The organism is Pseudoduganella aquatica (genome assembly GCF_009857595.1).
Lineage (GTDB): Bacteria > Pseudomonadota > Gammaproteobacteria > Burkholderiales > Burkholderiaceae_D > Rugamonas > Rugamonas aquatica_A.
The window spans coordinates 164,585-183,591 of sequence record NZ_WWCU01000007.1 but is presented as its reverse complement, the minus strand read 5'-3'; the positions used below and the strand labels follow the sequence as shown (position 1 = coordinate 183,591).

20 protein-coding genes are annotated in these 19,007 nt (G+C 61.4%); 10 read left to right on the top strand and 10 right to left on the bottom strand.

Annotation, left to right across the window (positions count from 1 at the left end; all coding sequences use genetic code 11):
- The first annotated feature begins 90 nt into the window (after positions 1–90).
- The 5 genes from GTP77_RS09290 to GTP77_RS09270 are packed head-to-tail and all read left to right on the top strand — an operon-like array spanning position 91 to position 4,686.
- The gene (locus GTP77_RS09290) at positions 91–660 is read left to right on the top strand and encodes a PAAR domain-containing protein (RefSeq protein WP_161071886.1); all 570 of its coding nucleotides are present in this window, start codon (positions 91–93) and stop codon (positions 658–660) included.
- Positions 657–1,988 (top strand): hypothetical protein, encoded by a 1,332-nt coding sequence (locus GTP77_RS09285; RefSeq protein ID WP_161071885.1) that lies wholly within the window; start codon positions 657–659, stop codon positions 1,986–1,988. Before GTP77_RS09290 ends, GTP77_RS09285 begins: the two co-directional genes overlap by 4 nt.
- Positions 1,985–2,902 carry a hypothetical protein gene (locus GTP77_RS09280; RefSeq protein ID WP_161071884.1) on the top strand — a complete coding sequence of 306 codons (918 nt, stop codon included), beginning with the start codon at positions 1,985–1,987 and terminating at the stop codon, positions 2,900–2,902. Before GTP77_RS09285 ends, GTP77_RS09280 begins: the two co-directional genes overlap by 4 nt.
- A 53-nt stretch (positions 2,903–2,955) precedes the next feature.
- Positions 2,956–4,287, top strand: coding sequence for a leucine-rich repeat-containing protein kinase family protein (locus GTP77_RS09275; RefSeq protein ID WP_161071883.1), 1,332 nt, complete (start codon positions 2,956–2,958; stop codon positions 4,285–4,287).
- Between the two features lie 21 nt (positions 4,288–4,308).
- Entirely contained in the window at positions 4,309–4,686 is a 378-nt protein-coding gene (locus GTP77_RS09270; protein ID WP_161071912.1) for a BlaI/MecI/CopY family transcriptional regulator, read from the top strand.
- Positions 4,687–4,699: 13 nt separating this feature from the next.
- Here the strand turns inward: GTP77_RS09270 and GTP77_RS09265 are convergent, their stop codons facing one another.
- The 9 genes from GTP77_RS09265 to GTP77_RS09225 form a co-directional block, all read right to left on the bottom strand.
- Positions 4,700–4,987 carry a type II toxin-antitoxin system RelE/ParE family toxin gene (locus GTP77_RS09265; protein ID WP_161071882.1) on the bottom strand — a complete coding sequence of 96 codons (288 nt, stop codon included), beginning with the start codon at positions 4,985–4,987 and terminating at the stop codon, positions 4,700–4,702.
- Positions 4,975–5,271 (bottom strand): CopG family transcriptional regulator, encoded by a 297-nt coding sequence (locus GTP77_RS09260; protein WP_223149318.1) that lies wholly within the window; start codon positions 5,269–5,271, stop codon positions 4,975–4,977. Before GTP77_RS09260 ends, GTP77_RS09265 begins: the two co-directional genes overlap by 13 nt.
- Positions 5,272–5,426: 155 nt before the next feature.
- Positions 5,427–6,728 (bottom strand): citrate synthase, encoded by a 1,302-nt coding sequence (gene gltA, locus GTP77_RS09255; RefSeq protein ID WP_161071881.1) that lies wholly within the window; start codon positions 6,726–6,728, stop codon positions 5,427–5,429.
- A gap of 92 nt (positions 6,729–6,820) precedes the next feature.
- Positions 6,821–7,102, bottom strand: coding sequence for an FAD assembly factor SdhE (locus tag GTP77_RS09250; protein ID WP_161071880.1), 282 nt, complete (start codon positions 7,100–7,102; stop codon positions 6,821–6,823).
- Position 7,103: 1 nt separating this feature from the next.
- Positions 7,104–7,814 carry a succinate dehydrogenase iron-sulfur subunit gene (locus GTP77_RS09245; RefSeq protein ID WP_161071879.1) on the bottom strand — a complete coding sequence of 237 codons (711 nt, stop codon included), beginning with the start codon at positions 7,812–7,814 and terminating at the stop codon, positions 7,104–7,106.
- Positions 7,815–7,830: 16 nt separating this feature from the next.
- Entirely contained in the window at positions 7,831–9,609 is a 1,779-nt protein-coding gene (gene sdhA / locus GTP77_RS09240) for a succinate dehydrogenase flavoprotein subunit (RefSeq protein WP_161071878.1), read from the bottom strand.
- 2 nt (positions 9,610–9,611) lie between these two features.
- Positions 9,612–9,977: a succinate dehydrogenase, hydrophobic membrane anchor protein gene (gene sdhD / locus GTP77_RS09235; protein WP_161071877.1), complete on the bottom strand. Its 366-nt coding sequence runs from the start codon at positions 9,975–9,977 to the stop codon at positions 9,612–9,614.
- 1 nt (position 9,978) lies between these two features.
- Entirely contained in the window at positions 9,979–10,401 is a 423-nt protein-coding gene (sdhC, locus tag GTP77_RS09230; RefSeq protein ID WP_161071876.1) for a succinate dehydrogenase, cytochrome b556 subunit, read from the bottom strand.
- Between the two features lie 203 nt (positions 10,402–10,604).
- Positions 10,605–11,450 carry a GntR family transcriptional regulator gene (locus tag GTP77_RS09225; RefSeq protein ID WP_187358660.1) on the bottom strand — a complete coding sequence of 282 codons (846 nt, stop codon included), beginning with the start codon at positions 11,448–11,450 and terminating at the stop codon, positions 10,605–10,607.
- A 289-nt stretch (positions 11,451–11,739) separates the two neighbouring features.
- Between GTP77_RS09225 and GTP77_RS09220 the strand changes: the two genes are divergently transcribed.
- The 5 genes from GTP77_RS09220 (at position 11,740) to GTP77_RS09200 (ending at position 18,625) form a co-directional block, all read left to right on the top strand.
- Positions 11,740–12,729: a malate dehydrogenase gene (locus GTP77_RS09220; RefSeq protein ID WP_161071875.1), complete on the top strand. Its 990-nt coding sequence runs from the start codon at positions 11,740–11,742 to the stop codon at positions 12,727–12,729.
- Between the two features lie 135 nt (positions 12,730–12,864).
- On the top strand, positions 12,865–13,869 hold the full coding sequence (locus tag GTP77_RS09215; protein WP_161071874.1) for an HpcH/HpaI aldolase/citrate lyase family protein: 1,005 nt from the start codon (positions 12,865–12,867) through the stop codon (positions 13,867–13,869).
- Positions 13,869–14,390, top strand: coding sequence for a lysozyme inhibitor (locus GTP77_RS09210; RefSeq protein WP_161071873.1), 522 nt, complete (start codon positions 13,869–13,871; stop codon positions 14,388–14,390). The genes GTP77_RS09215 and GTP77_RS09210 overlap by 1 nt, the downstream gene beginning before the upstream one ends.
- Positions 14,391–14,447: 57 nt before the next feature.
- A complete protein-coding gene (gene acnA, locus GTP77_RS09205; protein ID WP_161071872.1) occupies positions 14,448–17,156 on the top strand; it encodes an aconitate hydratase AcnA in 2,709 nt (902 codons plus the stop codon).
- Between the two features lie 203 nt (positions 17,157–17,359).
- Positions 17,360–18,625 (top strand): DUF2863 family protein, encoded by a 1,266-nt coding sequence (locus GTP77_RS09200; RefSeq protein WP_161071871.1) that lies wholly within the window; start codon positions 17,360–17,362, stop codon positions 18,623–18,625.
- Between the two features lie 71 nt (positions 18,626–18,696).
- Here the strand turns inward: GTP77_RS09200 and GTP77_RS09195 are convergent, their stop codons facing one another.
- The gene (locus tag GTP77_RS09195) at positions 18,697–18,996 is read right to left on the bottom strand and encodes a CCDC90 family protein (protein WP_161071870.1); all 300 of its coding nucleotides are present in this window, start codon (positions 18,994–18,996) and stop codon (positions 18,697–18,699) included.
- Positions 18,997–19,007 lie beyond the last annotated feature (11 nt).

The window sequence follows — 19,007 nt, the reverse complement described above, 5'->3', positions numbered from 1 at the left end:
TGACGAGCTAAGCACGCAGTTGCCGTAGATCAAATCGCCGCGCCATGAAGTCCACTACTGTTCAAGCATCCCACCTGAACGGAGCAGACCATGGCGCGCGCAGTCATATGCAAGGGCGATCCCACCTCGCACGGCGGCAAAGTCCTCGAAGGCAATGAAAACGCCACCTGCCTGGGCAAGCCCATCGCGCTCAAGGGACACAAGACCTACTGCCCGCTGTGCAAAGGCCAGTTCCCGATAGCCGAAGGGCTGGGCCACCACAGCTTCGGCGGCATCGGCACGGTGGTTGAAGGCATGAAAACCGCCTGCGGCGCCACGCTGATCGCCACCCAGCATGTGATGACGGTGGATGATGGCGGAGGCGGGAGTGGCGGCGGCGGCGCAGTGACCGGCGACTCCCCCAGCCAAGCCGCACCCGGCGCGCAAAACAGCCCAGCCGCCAAGGTTGCCGGCCAGCCAGGCGCCGCCTACGCGGGAACATTCCGCGCCATAGACGAACACACCGGCGAACCGATCGCCGGCCTCCCCTACCGCATCGACCTCCCCGACGGCACCAGCCTGCGCGGCGTCACCGGCGCAGACGGCCGCACCGAGCCCGTCCAGCACCACGATCCGGCCACAGTGACCCTGCACTGGGAAACACTGGAGGACAAATCGTGAGCGCCAGCCAGGCAGCAGCCAGCTGCACGCTTACGCCGGGGGGCGTCGTCACCGACGTCCCGGTTAGCCAAATGGTCTCCGTGACTTACACATTCGACACCAGCGCAAGCGGCGTCGCCAAGTTGCAAATCCCCTACGCCGTGGAAATCAATGGCACCGTACTACCCGAATTCGCCGAAAAACCGCGTCCCCTCGGTGACGACCGCCAAATCAAACTAAGCTTAGCCCCGGGAACAAAAATCGCCCTTTACCTGAACAGCGACGCCCATCCGGCCTACCGTACCCAACCGGTTTACGCCGTCCAGGCCCGCACCCGCGACGTAGAGGTCACGATCACAGAACGCCTGGGCCGTGGGAATACAGAAACCGCCACTTTCGACGTCCCAACTTGTATTCAGACAACCGACGGCAAGCGTTTCGACAAATACGACGCGACATTAACCGGGGATATCTGGATGAAAGTGTCGCATCGCTACACCACTAAGGAGGTAGCCAAAATAATCGGCTCGGATACCGATCCGATTATCCGTGCCGCTGTGCTCTCAATATATTCTGCGCTGACAAACAACACGCTGAACATCAATTTCCCAGGAAGCGCCGCATTGCCAGCACAAAGCATCAGCGTCACTTTCGAAGAACAGCAGAACGTCAGCGCGAACATATCGTACTGCCCGCTCCTATCCCACGTACTACCACGCACACATCCAAATTGCTATCTCGCACTAATTAGCGAGGCGCGCGAAGCGAGCATTACCAAGCTCAAGATCAATTCAGCATGGCGCCCCTCACTCGGCAGCATAGTTCACCGCGCAGGTTTAGGGTTGGACGTAACTTATATAGAGTCCTCCGAAGGGAAGCTAAGTATAGAGCGCAAGTCGCTCAGTGATGAAAATAAGAAAAATGGAACAAACGTCACTCAGCAAGAAAAGGAATTATTTAAGGAGCTTCAGTCGAAAGAGGCCATAGCACGACAAAAATCCGACGAAGCAAAATTACTAGAGACGGCCGCAAAAAAATCACCTATGAATTCCGTGATGACTGAAAGCAGCCGATCAGCAAAAATAGAAGCAGAAGATGCGCTTCGTGCTGCAAGGAAAGCCAAGGAAGACTGGACAGAAAAGCTCTCAGCTGACGAACCGCCACTCATAAAATCTTTCAGGTCGCGATTGTCCAGAAGAAAAGATGTCCATCAAATTTTGGACCCTTGGTATATGGATTTCAACACGAGCGACAAGAACCCAGGAAAACCGAACGCTCAGCAGTCAGATGCGGAGAAGGGTCACAACAACCACCTTCACATCACCACCAGAGAACCGAAAATACTATGAGATCCAGCGACTCAGCCATGTCAGTCACGCCATTATCCAGCATGATCATGCCCATTCGGAGCTTAATCCCTTTACTAGCTATAGTTGCCTCCGTCGCAAATGGCGCAGCACGTGCGGCAGATGGGCATTCGGGCGCATACGAATTTTCCAGCCGCCCCTGGCCTCTACGATACTTTCTCTACATCCAAGATCCGGATGTCATAAGGGCGATGAATATAAAAACTGCAGAGTGGAATGTTCGCGTAGAAAAAGGCCTTGAAAATCATGTCTATCGAGATTATGAAGAATTCTTTCCGCCAGAAAGGACGATCGAGACCCCTGACGGAAAACTTGGCATCGTATTGATGACATTTTCCAAGACAGGAGTACTACTAACACCTGGCTTCAACCGATTCAACTTTACTGCAGTAGTGAGCAACATAGGGAATTTAGTATTGTTAAAGAACGGTTTCAACGACAAAAATAACAAGCCCTACAATTTTGCGAACTGGTGGGAACTGCCTGGAAGCCATATCATGTCACCGGCCGTATGCGACGGCACTGAGGGATATCGCTACAAAACAGATAATCCCAAAGACACGAACTATGTCGGTGGCTTCGGTTGCCGTGAATGGTCGGCACAACTACAGGATGATGACCGTCCATATATTGATGTCACTTCATACTGGGAAGCTGACTTCGTCATTATTGATCGTTTAGTTGGCTGGTCGGGATTCGATAGCAAACCCAAGCCTGTCATCGGAAAATACGTAAAGAACTGGGTTTGTCTGCACGAATGTCCCAACGGAGAGGAGCCGGGCATTATCAGCAATATCGAAGAGTGGACCAAAAAACACGGCTTTCCCATGCCAGTCCGCCCCAAGCGGCAGCCGGAATTTCCTGATTCGATGTTTAAGGATATCTACGAGGAATAGGCGCTTGCACGCCGAAATGGTAGACTTTGCGTTTTACCTTATCGCCGCATTGAATGTCTAATCTTGAGCAGCTGCGCGCTGGTGAACTGGCTGGCGTAAAGCGCCTGCAGCTTGCCTGCGGGCTTACCGAATTCCCCCGCGAAATCTTCGACCTGGCCGATACGCTGGAGATCCTGGACTTGTCCGGCAATGCGCTGTCTTCGCTACCGGACGATTTGCCGCGCCTGCACAAACTCCGCATCATTTTCTGTTCGGACAATCAGTTCACGGAACTGCCCGAAGTATTGGGCAGCTGCGCCACACTAAGCATGGTGGGCTTCAAGGCCAACCGCATCCGTACCGTGTCGGGAAAATCGCTGCCGCCGCAACTGCGCTGGCTGGTTCTGACCGGCAATGAAGTGGAAGAACTGCCCGCCGAACTGGGGCATCGACCGCTGCTGCAAAAACTCATGCTGGCCGGCAACCGCCTGCGCGCCCTGCCCGCCGAACTGATCAATTGCCACCGCCTGGAACTGCTGCGCATCGCAGCCAACCAGCTGGACGAGCTGCCGGCCTGGCTGCCCGCCCTGCCCCGCCTGGCCTGGCTCGCCTACGCCGGCAACCCCTTCTGCGCCCAACTGGAACACGCCGAATCCGGCACCAGCATCGCCTGGGGCAGTTTGCAACTGGGCGAGAAGCTGGGCGAAGGCGCCTCCGGCGTGATCCACCGCGCGGACTATCGGCAAGACAGCGGAAACACTGCAAAAGTAGCGGTCAAGCTCTTCAAGGGCGCCATGACCAGCGACGGCTCACCCCTGTGCGAAATGGCGGCCTGCCTCGGCGCGGGCGCCCATCCCAACCTTATTCCCATCCTGGGCGAGGTGGCGGGCCACCCGGACGGCACGCACGGCCTGGTCATGTCGTTGATCGAGCCGGACTTCGGCAACCTGGCCGGCCCGCCCAGCCTGGACAGCTGCACCCGCGACGTCTATCCGGACGGCAAGCGCTTCAGCCTGCCCGCCATGCTCGCCATCGCGGCCAGCATCGCCTCGGCGGCCAAGCAGCTGCACCAGCGTGGCATCATGCACGGCGATTTGTACGGCCACAACATTCTGCACTGCGGCGAGGGCCGCACCCTGCTGGGCGACTTCGGCGCCGCCTCCTTCTACGCGCCGGAGGGGCCGCATGCCGCCAGCCTGCAGCGCCTGGAAGTGCGCGCCTTCGGCTGCCTGCTGGAGGAATTGCTGGACCGCTGCGACGCGCCGGAGGCCACCCGCCCCATCCTGGAGAACCTCGCCCTGCTGCAAGCCGCCTGCCTGACGCCCAGTGCCGACCGTCCGCTATTCAGCGATATCGACGCGCAACTGGCCACGCTGCGCAAGGCAGCACTAGACAATTCGTTCTAGATATTTTATTCTAGGTCCATGATGAACACCGCCCCACCCAAACCGACCGCCTCCGAGCTGGAGATGCTGCGCCTGCTGTTCGCGTTAGGCCCCGCCACGGCCAGGCAGGTGCATGCCGCCGCCATCGAAACGCGGCCCGACATGAACTACGCAACGGTATTGCGCTTGCTTCAAGTAATGCATACCAAGGGACTGCTCACACGCGACGAAAGCCAGCGCGCCCACGTCTACGCGCCAGTGCAGGAGCAGGAATCAGTGCAAACGAATCTGTTGAAAGAGCTGATCCAGAAAGCTTTCTCCGGCTCCGGCAAAGCACTGGTCCTGGCCGCCCTGCGCGGCGGCCACGTCAGCGCCAAGGAACGCGAAGAAATCCAGGCCTTGCTGGATAAAGAAAATTGACAGGGCACGCAGCTCACCAGCCAGGTACGCGCTGAGGCCGCACACCGCAAATCAATACAACTCCGGATTCCACCGAGTATTGCATCACATAGCCGTTGCGGCCAAAGGAAACGGTTAGCTCACGCATCTCAGCGCTGCCGGCAACCGGATGGCCAAGATAAGGGAAGGTCTTCAGCTTACGTGCATCAGCCTGAATGGCACGGACCGCTCGTTTAGCCAGTGCTTCATCACGAATCGCAAGAAAATGGTAAATCTGTTGAAGTGCCCTGATAGCCTCATCACTCCAGCTTAGCGATGGCATTTCGGCGGCTCGGCATTGTCGTTGCCGGCCTCCAGCGCTGACAACCACGCATCAATCTCGTCGTCGGTGACGTGCAAACCTGTTTCTCGATAATGCTGCAAGGAACGCTCGCACGCTGCATTGAACGCAAGCCTGTCTGTATATCGTTGCAAGTGCAACTTCAACGCTTCTTTTGCCAATTGCTCAGGCGTAACACCCGCTTCCGCCGCCATGCGGTCGACCACTTCTACATTTAGCCCATCCAGATCAATGATGAGACTGGCCGGAATTGTCTTGTCCATCATTTGCCTCCCGATGCCTTGAGTTCATCCGCCCACCTTAGCACAAGCTTCCTTATACATCTTGTGCCGCCTCAATGGCGAGGCCGGCAACAATTCGATTCCCAATAAAAAAAGCGAGCCTAAGCTCGCTTTTTTGTTGTGCTGCTACAGACCGGCGATTAACGCTGGGCCAGCGGCGGCACGTCGCGGTTGGTGGCGCCGACGAACAGCTGGCGCGGACGGCCGATCTTCTGCTCTGGATCGGCAATCATTTCGTTCCACTGGGCGATCCAGCCGATGGTGCGGGCCATGGCGAAGATACCGGTGAACAGCGACACTGGAATGCCCAGCGCCGACTGCACGATGCCCGAGTAGAAGTCCACGTTCGGGTACAGTTTGCGCGAAACGAAGTATTCGTCGTTCAGTGCAATCTTTTCCAGTTCCATGGCCAGCTTGAACAGCGGGTCGTCCTGCAGGCCCAGTTCGTTCAGCACTTCGTGGCAGGTTTCGCGCATCAGCTTGGCGCGCGGGTCGAAGTTCTTGTACACGCGGTGACCGAAGCCCATCAGCTTGACGCCGGAGTTCTTGTCTTTCACTTGCGCGATGAAGGCTGGAATGTTCTCGACCGAGCCGATTTCTTTCAGCATGGTCAGCGCCGCTTCGTTCGCGCCGCCGTGGGCAGGGCCCCACAGGCAGGCGATACCGGCTGCGATACAGGCGAACGGGTTGGCGCCAGACGAACCGGCCAGGCGGACGGTCGAGGTCGAGGCGTTCTGCTCGTGGTCGGCGTGCAGGATCAGGATGCGGTCCAGCGCGCGCACCAGCACGTCGTTGACTTTGTATTCTTCGCACGGATTGCCGAACATCATGCGCATGAAGTTGGCGCTGTACGACAGGTCGTTGCGCGGGTACACGAAAGGCTGGCCGATCGAGTACTTGTAGGCCATGGCGACCAGGGTCGGCATCTTGGCGATCAGGCGGATGGCCGATACTTCACGGTGCTTGGCATCGTTGATGTCCAGCGAGTCGTGGTAGAACGAGGCCAGCGCGCCGACGGTGCCAACCAGGACCGACATCGGGTGCGCGTCGCGGCGGAAGCCACGGAAGAAGAACTGCATCTGCTCGTGCACCATGGTGTGCTTGGTCACGGTGTCGACGAACTTGGCTTTCTGCTCGGCGTTCGGCAGTTCGCCGTTCAGCAGCAGGTAGCACGATTCCATGAAGTCGGCGTTCACGGCCAGCTGTTCGATCGGGTAGCCGCGGTATTGCAATTCGCCCTTGTCGCCGTCGATATAGGTGATCGACGAGTTGCACGCTGCGGTGGACATGAAGCCCGGATCGTAGGTGAACTTGCCGGTGCCGGCGTACAGTTTGCGGATGTCGATGACGTCCGGGCCGACCGTGCCCTTGTAGATAGGGAACTCGACCGATGGGCTGCCGTCAGAGAACGACAGTGTAGCTTTGTTGTCAGAGATGTTCATGGACTCTTCCTTCTTGGAGAGATGCGGCTTATAAAAAAAACTTCTAAACTTCCGGCGGCGCGGGCGGCCCGCCATGGGGCCGCCCTGCGCGATCAGGCGAGACGCAGACGTTGCAGCAGTGCGTGCACATGCGGCAGATCGATCTCGCCTTCCGGCTCTGCGCGAGCCAGCACCAGATCCATCAGCGCATTGTCCGACAAGTCGAGGAGCCGCGTGAACGCGTCCACTTCTTCGTCGGTCAATTCGGTTTCATGCGCATCGAGAAAGCGAGTCAGGATGATATCGTTTTCCAGCAAACCCCGGCGGGCGCGCCAGCGCAGGCGCGCGCGGTTGGCCGGGTCTGCCTGATGCGCAGATTTTTCCAGTTCGCTCATATCAGATCGAGCGGCGTACCATCAGCTCTTTGATCTTGCCGATGGCCTTGTTCGGGTTCAGACCCTTGGGGCAGACATCGACGCAGTTCATGATCGAGTGGCAGCGGAACAGGCGGTACGGGTCTTCCAGGTTGTCCAGGCGCGCGCCGGTGGCTTCGTCGCGCGAGTCGGCGATGAAGCGGTAGGCTTGCAGCAGGCCGGCAGGACCGACGAACTTGTCCGGATTCCACCAGAACGACGGGCACGAGGTCGAGCAGCACGCGCACAGGATGCACTCGTACAGGCCGTCTAGTTCTTCGCGCTCGGCAGGGGTCTGCAGGCGTTCTTTTTCAGGCGGGATCGAATCGTTGATCAGGAAAGGCTTGATCGAATCGTACTGCTTGAAGAACTGGGTCATGTCGACGATCAGGTCGCGGATCACCGGCAGGCCTGGCAGAGGACGCAGCACGATAGGCTCGGTCAGCTCGTTCAGGTTGGTGGTGCAGGCCAGGCCGTTCTTGCCGTTGATGTTCATCGCGTCCGAACCGCACACGCCTTCGCGGCAGGAGCGGCGCAGGGCCAGCGAGTCGTCGACGTCGGACTTGATGCGCTGCAGCGCGTCCAGCAGCATCTTGTCGGTGTCCTTCAGTTCCACCGTCAGGTCTTGCATGTACGGCTTGGCGTCCTGGTCCGGATCGTAGCGGTAAATCTTGAATTTGAGAGTGCGTGGCATGGTAATGAGCCCTTGCTTAGAAAGTACGTGGTTTCGGCTTGAAGGTATCAACCGTCAGCGGCTTGGTGACGACAGCCTTGTATTCCAGGCGGTTGCCTTCGGAGTACCACAGCGTGTGCTTCATCCAGTTGTCGTCGTCGCGGTTCGGGAAATCGCTGTGCGCGTGGGCGCCGCGCGATTCCTTGCGCGCTACTGCCGAGGTGATGGTCGCTTTCGCCGTCTCGATCAGGTTGTCCAGCTCCAGCGCTTCCACGCGGGCGGTGTTGAACACCTTGGACTTGTCCTTGAACGCCACGTGCTTGCGGCGCTCGTCGAGCACCATGATTTCCTTGGCGCCTTGGGTCAGCAGCTCGTCGGTACGGAACACGCCGCAGTACTTCTGCATGGTGGCGCGGATGTCGTTGGCGACGTTCTGCACTTTTTCCGAGCCGGTCGAGGTTTCCAGCTTGTTCAGGCGGTTCATCGCGAAGTCGGCGGCGTCCTTGGGCAGAGGCTTGTTCTCTTTCTGCTTCAGGTTCGACGCGACCACGTGGTTGCCTGCTGCGCGGCCGAAGACCACCAGGTCCAGCAGCGAGTTGGTGCCCAGGCGGTTGGCGCCGTGCACCGATACGCAGGCGCATTCGCCGATGGCGTACAGGCCGTTGACCACTTTCTGGGTGCCGTCGCCGTTCGGCGTGACAACTTGACCGTGGATGTTGGTCGGGATGCCGCCCATCTGGTAGTGGATGGTCGGAACGACAGGAATCGGTTCCTTGGTCGCGTCGACGTTGGCGAACTTGTGGCCGATTTCCAGGATCGAAGGCAGACGCTTGGCGATGGTGTCGGCGCCGATGTGGCGCAGGTCCAGCATCACGTGGTCTTTGTTAGGACCGCAGCCGCGGCCTTCCTTGATCTCCTGGTCCATCGAGCGGGACACGAAGTCGCGCGGCGCCAGATCCTTCAGCGTCGGCGCATAGCGTTCCATGAAGCGTTCGCCTTCCGAGTTGATCAGGATGCCGCCTTCGCCGCGCACGCCTTCGGTGATCAGCACGCCCGCGCCGGCCACGCCGGTCGGGTGGAACTGCCAGAATTCCATGTCCTGCAGCGGCAGGCCGGCACGCGCCGCCATGCCCATGCCGTCACCGGTGTTGATGAAGGCGTTGGTCGATGCGGCGAAGATGCGGCCTGCGCCGCCGGTGGCGAAGATGGTGGTCTTCGCTTCCAGGATCATGCATTCGCCGGTTTCCATTTCCAGTGCCACCACGCCGACCACGTCGCCTTCGGCGTCGCGGATCACGTCCAGCGCCATCCACTCCACGAAGAAGTGGGTGCGGGCGCGCACATTTCGTTGATAGAGCGTATGGAGCAGCGCGTGGCCGGTGCGGTCGGCCGCGGCGCAGGCGCGCTGCACGGCTTTTTCACCGAAGTTGGCGGTGTGGCCGCCGAATGGACGCTGGTAGATGGTGCCGTCGGGATTGCGGTCGAACGGCATGCCGAAGTGTTCCAGCTCGTACACGACCTTCGGTGCTTCGCGGCACATGAATTCAATCGCGTCCTGGTCGCCCAGGTAGTCGCCGCCCTTGACGGTGTCGAACATATGCCAGAACCAGTTGTCCTCGGCCATATTGCCCAGCGAAGCGCCGATGCCGCCCTGCGCCGCCACGGTGTGCGAGCGGGTTGGGAACACTTTCGACAGCACGGCCACGTTCAGGCCGGCTTCCGCCAGTTGCAGGGAGGCGCGCATGCCGGAACCGCCGGCGCCAACGATCACCGCGTCAAAGCGGCGGGTAGGGATTGCAGTTTTGATAGCTGCCACGATTACACACTCCAGAGTATTTGTACCGACCACACGGCGCAGCCAATCAGCCAGCCGATGGTGATGATTTGCAGCGCCAGACGGATGCCTACGGGCTTGACGTAGTCCATCCAGATGTCGCGCATGCCTACCCAGGCGTGGTAGAACAGGCCGAACAGGGTGACGGCGCTGAACAGCTTGAACCACTGCTGGGCGAACAGGCCAGCCCAGCCTTCGTAGCTGAAGTTGCTGCCGGTGAGGAAGGAAATCAGCAGGACGGCGGTGTAGACCACCATCAGTACCGCGGTCACGCGCTGGGCCAGCCAGTCGCGCACGCCGTAGCCTGCGCCGACGACCAGGCGCTTAGGTCCGATATTGTTTTTTGCCATGTCAGAATACTCCAAACAGTTTCAGTGCGACCAGCGCGGTCAGCGTCAGGCTGATCACCAGCACGGTGGCTGCCGACTTGCGCGCCGAGTCTTTATCCAGGCCCACGTGGGTGTCCATGATCAGGTGGCGCACGCCGGCGCAGAAGTGCTGCATATAGCCCCAGACCAGCGCCAGGATCACCAGCTTCATGAACCAATGCGAAGCGATGCCCTTGAAATGCTCGAAAGAGATCTCAGATAACAGGCTCTTCTCAAGGAGATACAGCACCACGGGCAACAGCGCGAACATCAGGAAACCGGAAATGCGGTGCAGGATGGACACTACGCCGGCCAGCGGCAGGCGGTAGTTGGACAATTGCGTGACGTGGATATTGGTGAATTGCGGCCGTTCTTTTTTTGGTGCTTCTCTTACGGCTTCTGACATGACAAGACCTCCCTATACGTAATGCTAAATTTGTGAGACTGCGATTTTCGCCGATTTTTGCAGTTCAGACCAATATGTATTGTTACATATAACCAAAATTATGTTTTGTCGTAGCCGACTTTTGCAAATTGTGCAAGGTGGCGTGTTATTAGCGCAACATAGCCCGGTCGGCAGCCGGACAGCGCGTCTCCCTTATGCGTTTTTCAGTTCAGGTCATTCTGATAATGATGCCGTTCGGTCGAATAGAGGCCACGGCGCAGCTCCACCGGCTTGTCGCCGTAGGTGAAGGAGACGCGTTCGGCCATCAGCAGGGGCGTGCCCTGCGCGACCTGCAGCAGTGACGCGGCGCCCTCGTCGGCGCACACGGCACGGATTTTCTCGGCGGCGCGGATCATGCGCGTGCCGAACTCGGATTCGAACAGGCCGTACATCGGCCCTTTGTACTCGACCAGCCGTTCGGCGGTCAGTCCCTTGAAGATCAGGCCGGGCAGCCACAGCTCCTCGACGATGGTGGGCATGCCGTCGAAGGACTGCACGCGCTTGATGAACACCACGGCGTCGCCGGACTTCAGCTCCAGCAGGCGCGCCACGTCGGCGGGCGCGCGGGTGCGCTTGACTTCAATGAACTTGGATTCTGGGTAGTGCGGCACGCCTTCGTCCGGCATCAGGCGCAGGAAGCGGAAATGGGCGCGCGCCTCGTGGTGGGTGGACACGAAGGTGCCCTTGCCCTGCTTGCGCATCACGAGATTTTCCGCCGCCAGTTCGTCGATGGCCTTGCGCACCGTGCCCTGGCTGACCTTGAAGCGCGCCGCCAGTTCCACTTCGCTCGGTATCAGCTCGCCCGGCTTCCACTCGCCCGACTGCAGGCTTTGCGTGATCAGGGCCTTGATCTGCTGGTACAGCGGGGAAAACGTGGGGGAGGATGCGGATGGAGAGGCCGCCTGGCCTGCGGCGGCGGGCGCCAGCGGGCCGGCGGACGGCGCCGTCGGGCTGACCGTGCCGCTCGCGGCGGCGCCTTGGTTGGTCAGATTGGACGGGGCGGAATTCATAGACCCGGATTTCACCACAAAAGCCCGGTGGCGTCCAGCAAAACACGACAACTTATCTGTCTTATATAAGACATAAGATATGATTGACAGAAGCAGAAGACCGGCCTACACTCGGCGGCTATGCCCTCTTTGTCCGCCCGCGCGCAGCGCGCATCGGAACAAGAAGAGCATAGTCGTTGCACCGGTCAAAGGCAAACAATAAACCTTGCCGGTTTTGGTATCATTATAGTTTTCCGCAAGCGTAGGCCCAGCTTCAAGATCGTTTTCTATTCCACTTTGGAGATTCATCATGGCTAAAACCCCAATGCGTGTTGCCGTTACCGGCGCCGCCGGCCAGATCGGCTATTCCCTGCTGTTCCGCATCGCCAACGGCGACATGCTGGGCAAAGACCAGCCGGTCATCCTGCAACTGCTTGAAATCGCTGACGAAAAAGCGCAAAAAGCGCTCAAAGGCGTCATGATGGAAATCGACGACTGCGCGTTCCCGCTGCTGGCCGGCATGACCGCCCACTCCGACCCGATGACCGCCTTCAAGGACGCCGACGTGGCCCTGCTGGTCGGCGCCCGTCCGCGCGGCCCAGGCATGGAACGTAAAGACCTGCTGGAAGCCAACGCCCAGATCTTCACCGTGCAGGGCAAGGCGCTGGACGCCGTCGCTTCGCGCAACGTGAAAGTGCTGGTGGTGGGCAACCCGGCCAACACCAACGCCTACATCGCCATGAAATCGGCGCCTTCGCTGCCGGCGAAGAACTTCACCGCCATGCTGCGCCTGGACCACAACCGCGCGCTGTCGCAAGTGGCTGCCAAGACCGGCACCCAGGTGAAAGACATCGAGAAGCTGTGCGTATGGGGCAACCACTCGCCAACCATGTACGCCGACTACCGTTTCGCCACCGTGGACGGCAAATCGGTCAAGGACCTGATCAACGACCAGGAATGGAACGCCAACACCTTCCTGCCTACCGTGGGCAAGCGCGGCGCGGCCATCATCGAAGCGCGCGGCCTGTCCTCGGCTGCTTCGGCCGCCAACGCCGCCATCGACCACGTGCGCGACTGGGTACTGGGCACCAACGGCAAGTGGACCACCATGGGCATCCCATCGGACGGCTCCTACGGCATCCCCGAAGGCACCATGTTCGGTTTCCCGGTGACCACCGCGAACGGCGAATACACCATCGTTCAAGGCCTGGAAATCGACGCTTTCTCGCAAGAGCGCATCAACATCACGCTGAAGGAACTGACCGAAGAGCGTGAAGGCGTGAAGCACCTGCTGCCATAATCAGCCCGCCTGGCGACTGTGGAACCGGTTAAGCCGACCATACGCCGCACCCGCCGCACTGCCGAGAGCAGTGCGGCGTCTCCGTCTGCGCCCGCCGCAGCCCCCTCCCCGTCCCAGTCCCCTTCTTCTTCCCGCATGCATCCATCCGAGGTTTTATTCCAGGGCACTCGCCAGCCGCTGCTCTTGCCGGCCTGCGACCACTACGCCGGCTCCGAAAAGCTGATGCGCAAATCGATTGCCTTGCAACAAGAACTTGGCCCGCTGTTCGACATCACCTTCGATTGCGAAGACGGCGCCTCCGCCGGCAACGAGGAGGCGCACGCGCGCCTCGTGGCCGAGCTGCTGCTCAGCGACGACAACAAATTCCACCGCATCGGCGCCCGCATGCACGACCTGCGCAGCCCGCACTTCGAGCGCGACGTGGAAATCATCTGCGGCGCCGCCGCGCACAAGCTGGCCTACGTCGTGCTGCCCAAGCCGGACGGCGTGCAGGACGTGCAGCGCGCCATCGACATCATCAACACCCATGCGCAGAAGGCCGGCCGCGCCGGCAGCCTGCCGGTGCACGTGCTGATCGAAACCCACGGCGCCCTGCACGACGTGTACGCCATCGCCGCCCTGCCCCAGGTGGAATGCCTGTCCTTCGGCATCATGGACTTCGTGTCCAGCCACTACGGCGCGGTGCCGGGCAACGCCATGCGCACGCCGGGCCAGTTCACGCACCCGCTGGTGGTGCGCGCCAAGCTGGAAATCGCCGCCGCCTGCCACGCGCACGGCAAGGTGCCGTCGCACAATGTGACCACCGAGATCAAGGACCCGGCCGTGGTGGCCAACGACGCCCAGCGCGCCGCCGCCGAATTCGGCTACACGCGCATGTGGAGCATCCACCCGAACCAGATCAAGCCGGTGATCAAGGCCTTCACGCCGCGCCTGTCCGAAGTGAACGAAGCCACCCATATCCTGCAGGACGCCGAGCGCGTGCAGTGGGGACCGATCTCGCAGAACGGCCGCCTGCACGACCGCGCCAGCTACCGCTATTATTGGACCGTGCTGCAACGCGCGCGCCTGGCGGGCCTGGCGCTGCCGGAAGCGGCCGCCGCCCTGCTCAACCCTGTCGAACCCGTAACGGAATCCAAGTAATGTCCATCTCCAAATTATTCCTGGCCTGCAGCTTCGCGCTCGGCTCGCTGTCCCTGTGCATGGCGCCAGCCGCCCAGGCCGAAGTCCACACCACCGCCAAGAAGGCCGTCAAAGGCGCCAAGAAGGCGGCCAAGCCGTCCGAAACGGGCGCTGCGCCGGCCGTGTCGCCCACCACGCCGGAGGAAGCCGAAGAAGCCGCCGAACCGGGCGTGGAAGGCTCCACCGTGGTCGATTTCGACTGCGAGCTGGGCAACAAGATCACCATTTACCAGAACGCCGGCGACGACAACTTCATCGCCCTGCGCTGGAAAAAACGCCTGCACCGCCTGAAGCGCGTCGGCACCACCACCGGCGCCAACCGCTTCGAGAACAAGCTGTACGGCCTGATCTGGATCGGCATCCCGGCCAAGGGCATGCTGCTGGACTCCAAGCAGAACCGCCAGCTGGCCAATGAATGCCGCAACGCAGAACAGATGAAACCGGCCGCCGCCGCCCCCGCTGCGCCGGCCACGCAAGGCTGATCCGCATCACGTTAGCAACAGAATTAACAACAGACGATACCCACTGAAGGAGAGGTCATGTCCCGCAACACACTGAACACGCTGAAGGATTTCAACATTGCCGGCAAAAAGGGGAAGTTCTACTCCCTGCCGGCACTGGAAAAGAGCCTGGGTATCAACGTCTCCCGCCTGCCGGTATCGATCCGTGTGGTGCTGGAATCCGTGCTGCGCAACTGCGACGGCAAAAAGGTCACTGAAGAGCACGTGAAACAGCTGGCCAGCTGGGGCGCGACCGCCGAGCGCACCGACGAGATTCCTTTCGTGGTGGCCCGCGTGGTGCTGCAGGACTTCACCGGCGTGCCGCTGCTGGCCGACCTGGCCGCGATGCGCAACGTCGCCTCGAAAATGGGCGTGAACCCGAAAAAGATCGAGCCGCTGGTGCCGGTTGACCTGGTGGTGGACCACTCGGTCACCATCGACCACTTCCGCGAGCCGAGGGCGCTGGACCTGAACATGAAGCTGGAATTCTCGCGCAACAACGAGCGCTACCAGTTCATGAAGTGGGGCATGCAGGCCTTCGACACCTTCGGCGTGGTGCCGCCGGGCTTCGGCATCGTGCACCAGGTGAACCTGGAGTACCTGGCGCGCGGCGTGCACAAGGCCGCCGACGGCGTGTACTACCCGGACACCCTGGTGGGCACCGACTCGCACACCACCATGATCAACGGCATCGGCGTGGTGGGTTGGGGCGTGGGCGGCATCGAGGCGGAAGCCGGCATGCTGGGCCAGCCGGTCTACTTCCTGACCCCGGACGTGATCGGCGTGAACCTGACCGGCGTGCTGCGCGAAGGCTGCACCGCGACCGACCTGGTGCTGACCATCACCGAACTGCTGCGCAAAGAAAAAGTCGTGGGCAAATTCGTCGAGTTCTTCGGCGAAGGCACCGAGACGCTGTCGCTGACCGACCGCGCCACCATCGCCAACATGGCGCCTGAATACGGCGCGACCATGGGCTTCTTCCCGGTCGACGAAGCGACCATAGCCTACTTCGAGGGCACCGGCCGCACCAAGGCGGAAATCGACGCCTTCGAAGCCTACTTCAAGGCGCAGAACCTGTTCGGCGTGCCGAAAGCCGGCGACATCGACTACACCCGCGTGGTGGAACTGAACCTCACGAGCGTTACGCCCTCCCTGGCCGGTCCGAAGCGTCCGCAGGACCGTATCGAAATCGGCAACGTGAAGAACAACTTCACCGAACTGTTCTCGAAACCGACCACCGAAAACGGCTTCAACAAGGACGCCGCCGACCTGACCACCGAGTACACCACGTCGAACGGCGTGAAGGTGCACAACGGCGACGTGCTGATCGCAGCCATCACCTCCTGCACCAACACCTCGAATCCTTCGGTGCTGCTGGCCGCCGGCCTGCTGGCCAAGAAGGCCGTGGAAGCCGGCCTGACCGTGGCGCCGCACATCAAGACCTCGCTGGCGCCAGGCTCGCGCGTGGTGACCGAATACCTGACCGCCGCCGGCCTGCTGCCCTACCTGGAAAAACTGGGCTTCGGCGTGACCGCCTACGGCTGCACCACCTGCATCGGCAACGCCGGCGACCTGACCCCGGAACTGAACGCGGCGATCACGTCGAACGACATCGTGGCCTCGGCCGTCCTGTCGGGCAACCGCAACTTCGAAGCGCGCATCCACCCGAACATCCGCTCCAACTTCCTGGCCTCGCCGCCGCTGGTGGTGGCCTACGCCATCGCCGGCAACATGACGCGCGACCTGATGACCGAGCCTGTCGGCAAGGGCACCAACGGCAAGGACGTGTACCTGGGCGACATCTGGCCGACCTCGCAGGAAATCGGCAAGCTGATGAAGTTCGCCATGAACTCGAAGGTGTTCAAGGACAACTACGCCGACGTCAAGGGCGCACCGGGCAAGCTGTGGGAAGCCGTGTCGTCGACCGAAGGCCAGGTCTACAACTGGCCTGACTCGACCTACATCGCCGAGCCGCCGTTCTTCGACGGCTTCGAGATGACCCCGAAAGCGGCCGCTGCCGGCATCACCGGCGCGCGCGCGCTGGGCGTGTTCGGCGACTCGATCACCACCGACCACATCTCCCCGGCCGGTTCGATCAAGGAAGACGGCCCGGCCGGCAAATGGCTGAAGGACAACGGCGTGCTGAAGGCCGACTTCAACTCCTACGGCTCGCGCCGCGGCAACCACGAGATCATGATGCGCGGCACCTTCGCCAACGTGCGCATCAAGAACAAGATGATCCCGGCCAAGGCGGACGGCTCGGCGGTGGAAGGCGGCATCACCATCCACCAGCCTAGCGGCGAACAGCTGTCGATCTACGACGCGGCCATGAAGTACGTGGCCGAAGGCACCCCGACCATGATCTTCGGCGGCGAAGAATACGGCACCGGCTCCTCGCGCGACTGGGCCGCCAAGGGCACCCAGCTGCTGGGCGTGAAGGCCGTGATCACCCGCTCCTTCGAGCGCATCCACCGCTCCAACCTGGTCGGCATGGGCGTGCTGCCGCTGCAGTTCATCGGCAACGATTCGGTTGAATCGCTGGGCATCACCGGCAAGGAAGTGTACGACCTGAAGGGCCTGGAAGGCGAGATCAAGCCGCAACAGCTGGCCACCCTGGTCATCCACCGCGCCGACGGCTCGTCGCAGGAAGTCAAAGTCCTGCTGCGCATCGACACCCCGATCGAAGTGGACTACTACAAGCACGGCGGCATCCTGCCGTTCGTGCTGCGCCAGTTGCTGGCCGCATAATGCAGCGGCGGGTTACGGCTGCGCCTAACCCGCCCTACGGATCGCGACGATTCGTGACGATTCGTAGGGCGGGTTAGCGCAGCGTAACCCGCCAGCTCCGCCAAAAACGCCGGATTCGTCCGGCGTTTTTTATTTGGGCCGCCGCCCCGGCCCGAATCCACTACAATACGGATAACCGAACTTTCCAGAGACTAGTAAGCGCTATGCGTCGCCCATCCAAAGAATCGCAACACAAGTTAACTGCCGACAGCCAGCGCCTCGTTACCCTCGCCCAGGCCGTAGGCCAGGCCGCCAGCCGCCTCGAGGAGCGCACCTGGGAGCACACCCTGGAACTGCAACTGCAGAAGCTGCTCAAGTCCGGCCACCAGGACACCGTCGACGCCGCCCTGAACGGCCTGTTCCGCGACGACCTGAACGCCTACGACGTGCTGATGGACGGCGTGGAAGCGGTCAGCGAATCGAGCACCATCACGGTGGAAGCGGACGGCGTGAGCACCCAGTACGACGTGCTGCTGGTGGCCGCCCCCGTGCTGGCCTGGACCCGTTTTTCCATCGCCTCCGGCGCCATTCCCGCCGACGTGCTGAACACGCTGTCGGCGCACTTCTCGGCCCACTTGCTGGCCGACGGCACCCATATGGCCATGGCCTCCATGCTGTACTCCATCGACCAGCTGCCGCGCAGCCATGCCGAGGCCTACAGCAAGACCGTCAAGCTGGCGCAGGCCGCGCTGAAAGGCGTGGCCTTCAAGTCGGAAGCCAAGGCGCCGGAAACGGCGCCCTTCCTGGCCGACACGCGCTACCTGCTGGTGGCCGTGGTGGCGCCGCACGGCGGCCCGCTGTTCCGCTGGCAGATGCCGGCCGCGCAGGCGAACTTCGCCGAGGAGCGCAAAGCCGCGCTGGAGCAATGGCGCACGCAGGCGCTGCCGACCGTGAACCGCCTGCTGCCGGGCTGCGGCGTGGAGCTGCTGCTGCCGGAAGCGTATTACATGGCCTGCCGCGAAGCGGACAAGCTGATCCGCCCGGTATCGATCCGCGCGGCGGTGCACTACCTGACGCATTCGCTGGCGGTGGAGCCGTCCGAACTGCGCGCCGTGATCGCCGGCTTTGGCGAGGAAGCGGCCGACGGCCAGATCGACGAGTACCGCGTCGCCTTCACGCCGCGCCAGAGCGCGGACGTGGTGTACGGCGTGGTTTGGCCGCTGTACGGCCAGGAAGACGAGGAAGGCACGCCGCCGGAAGGCCCGATTTCCGGCAGCATCGCCGAGCTGCTGAAGCCGCGCACACCGGTTGAGGAGATCGTCGAGCACCTGAACGCGCTGGGCGTTACGCAGGTGAAGAAGCTGGGCGAGCGCTACGTGTCCGAGTACTGCGACGACTGCGGCGCGCCGCTGTTCGCCGACCCGACGGGCGAACTGGTCCACGCTGAAATGCCGGAAGACGCACCGGCCGGCAACGAGCACTTCCACTAAGCACGCTTCGGCGGGTTACGCGGGGCGTGCCCCGCTAACCCGCCCTACGATAAAGCCCTCGCAAGAGGGCTTTATTTTTGCTGGGGCCGCTGTTCCGGCGGGGCTTCCTGCCGCGCGGCGGCGGGCGTGTAGATGACGATGGGCTGCGCCTGCGGCGCCGGTACAGGCGCGGGTTTCAAGGCATTCGTCATCGCCATGAACAAGCCGCCAAAGCCGATAAACAGGCCTATCACGGTTGCCAACGTCCAGCGCGCGATGTCGGCCCTTATCGACTCGATGTAGGCGCGCAGCGCTTCCACGTCCGCCTTGGTTGCCAAGGTCGGCAGTATGGCCTCCATGCGGGCGGCGAAGATTTTCCAGTCGTCTTCCATCCCTCCAGTTT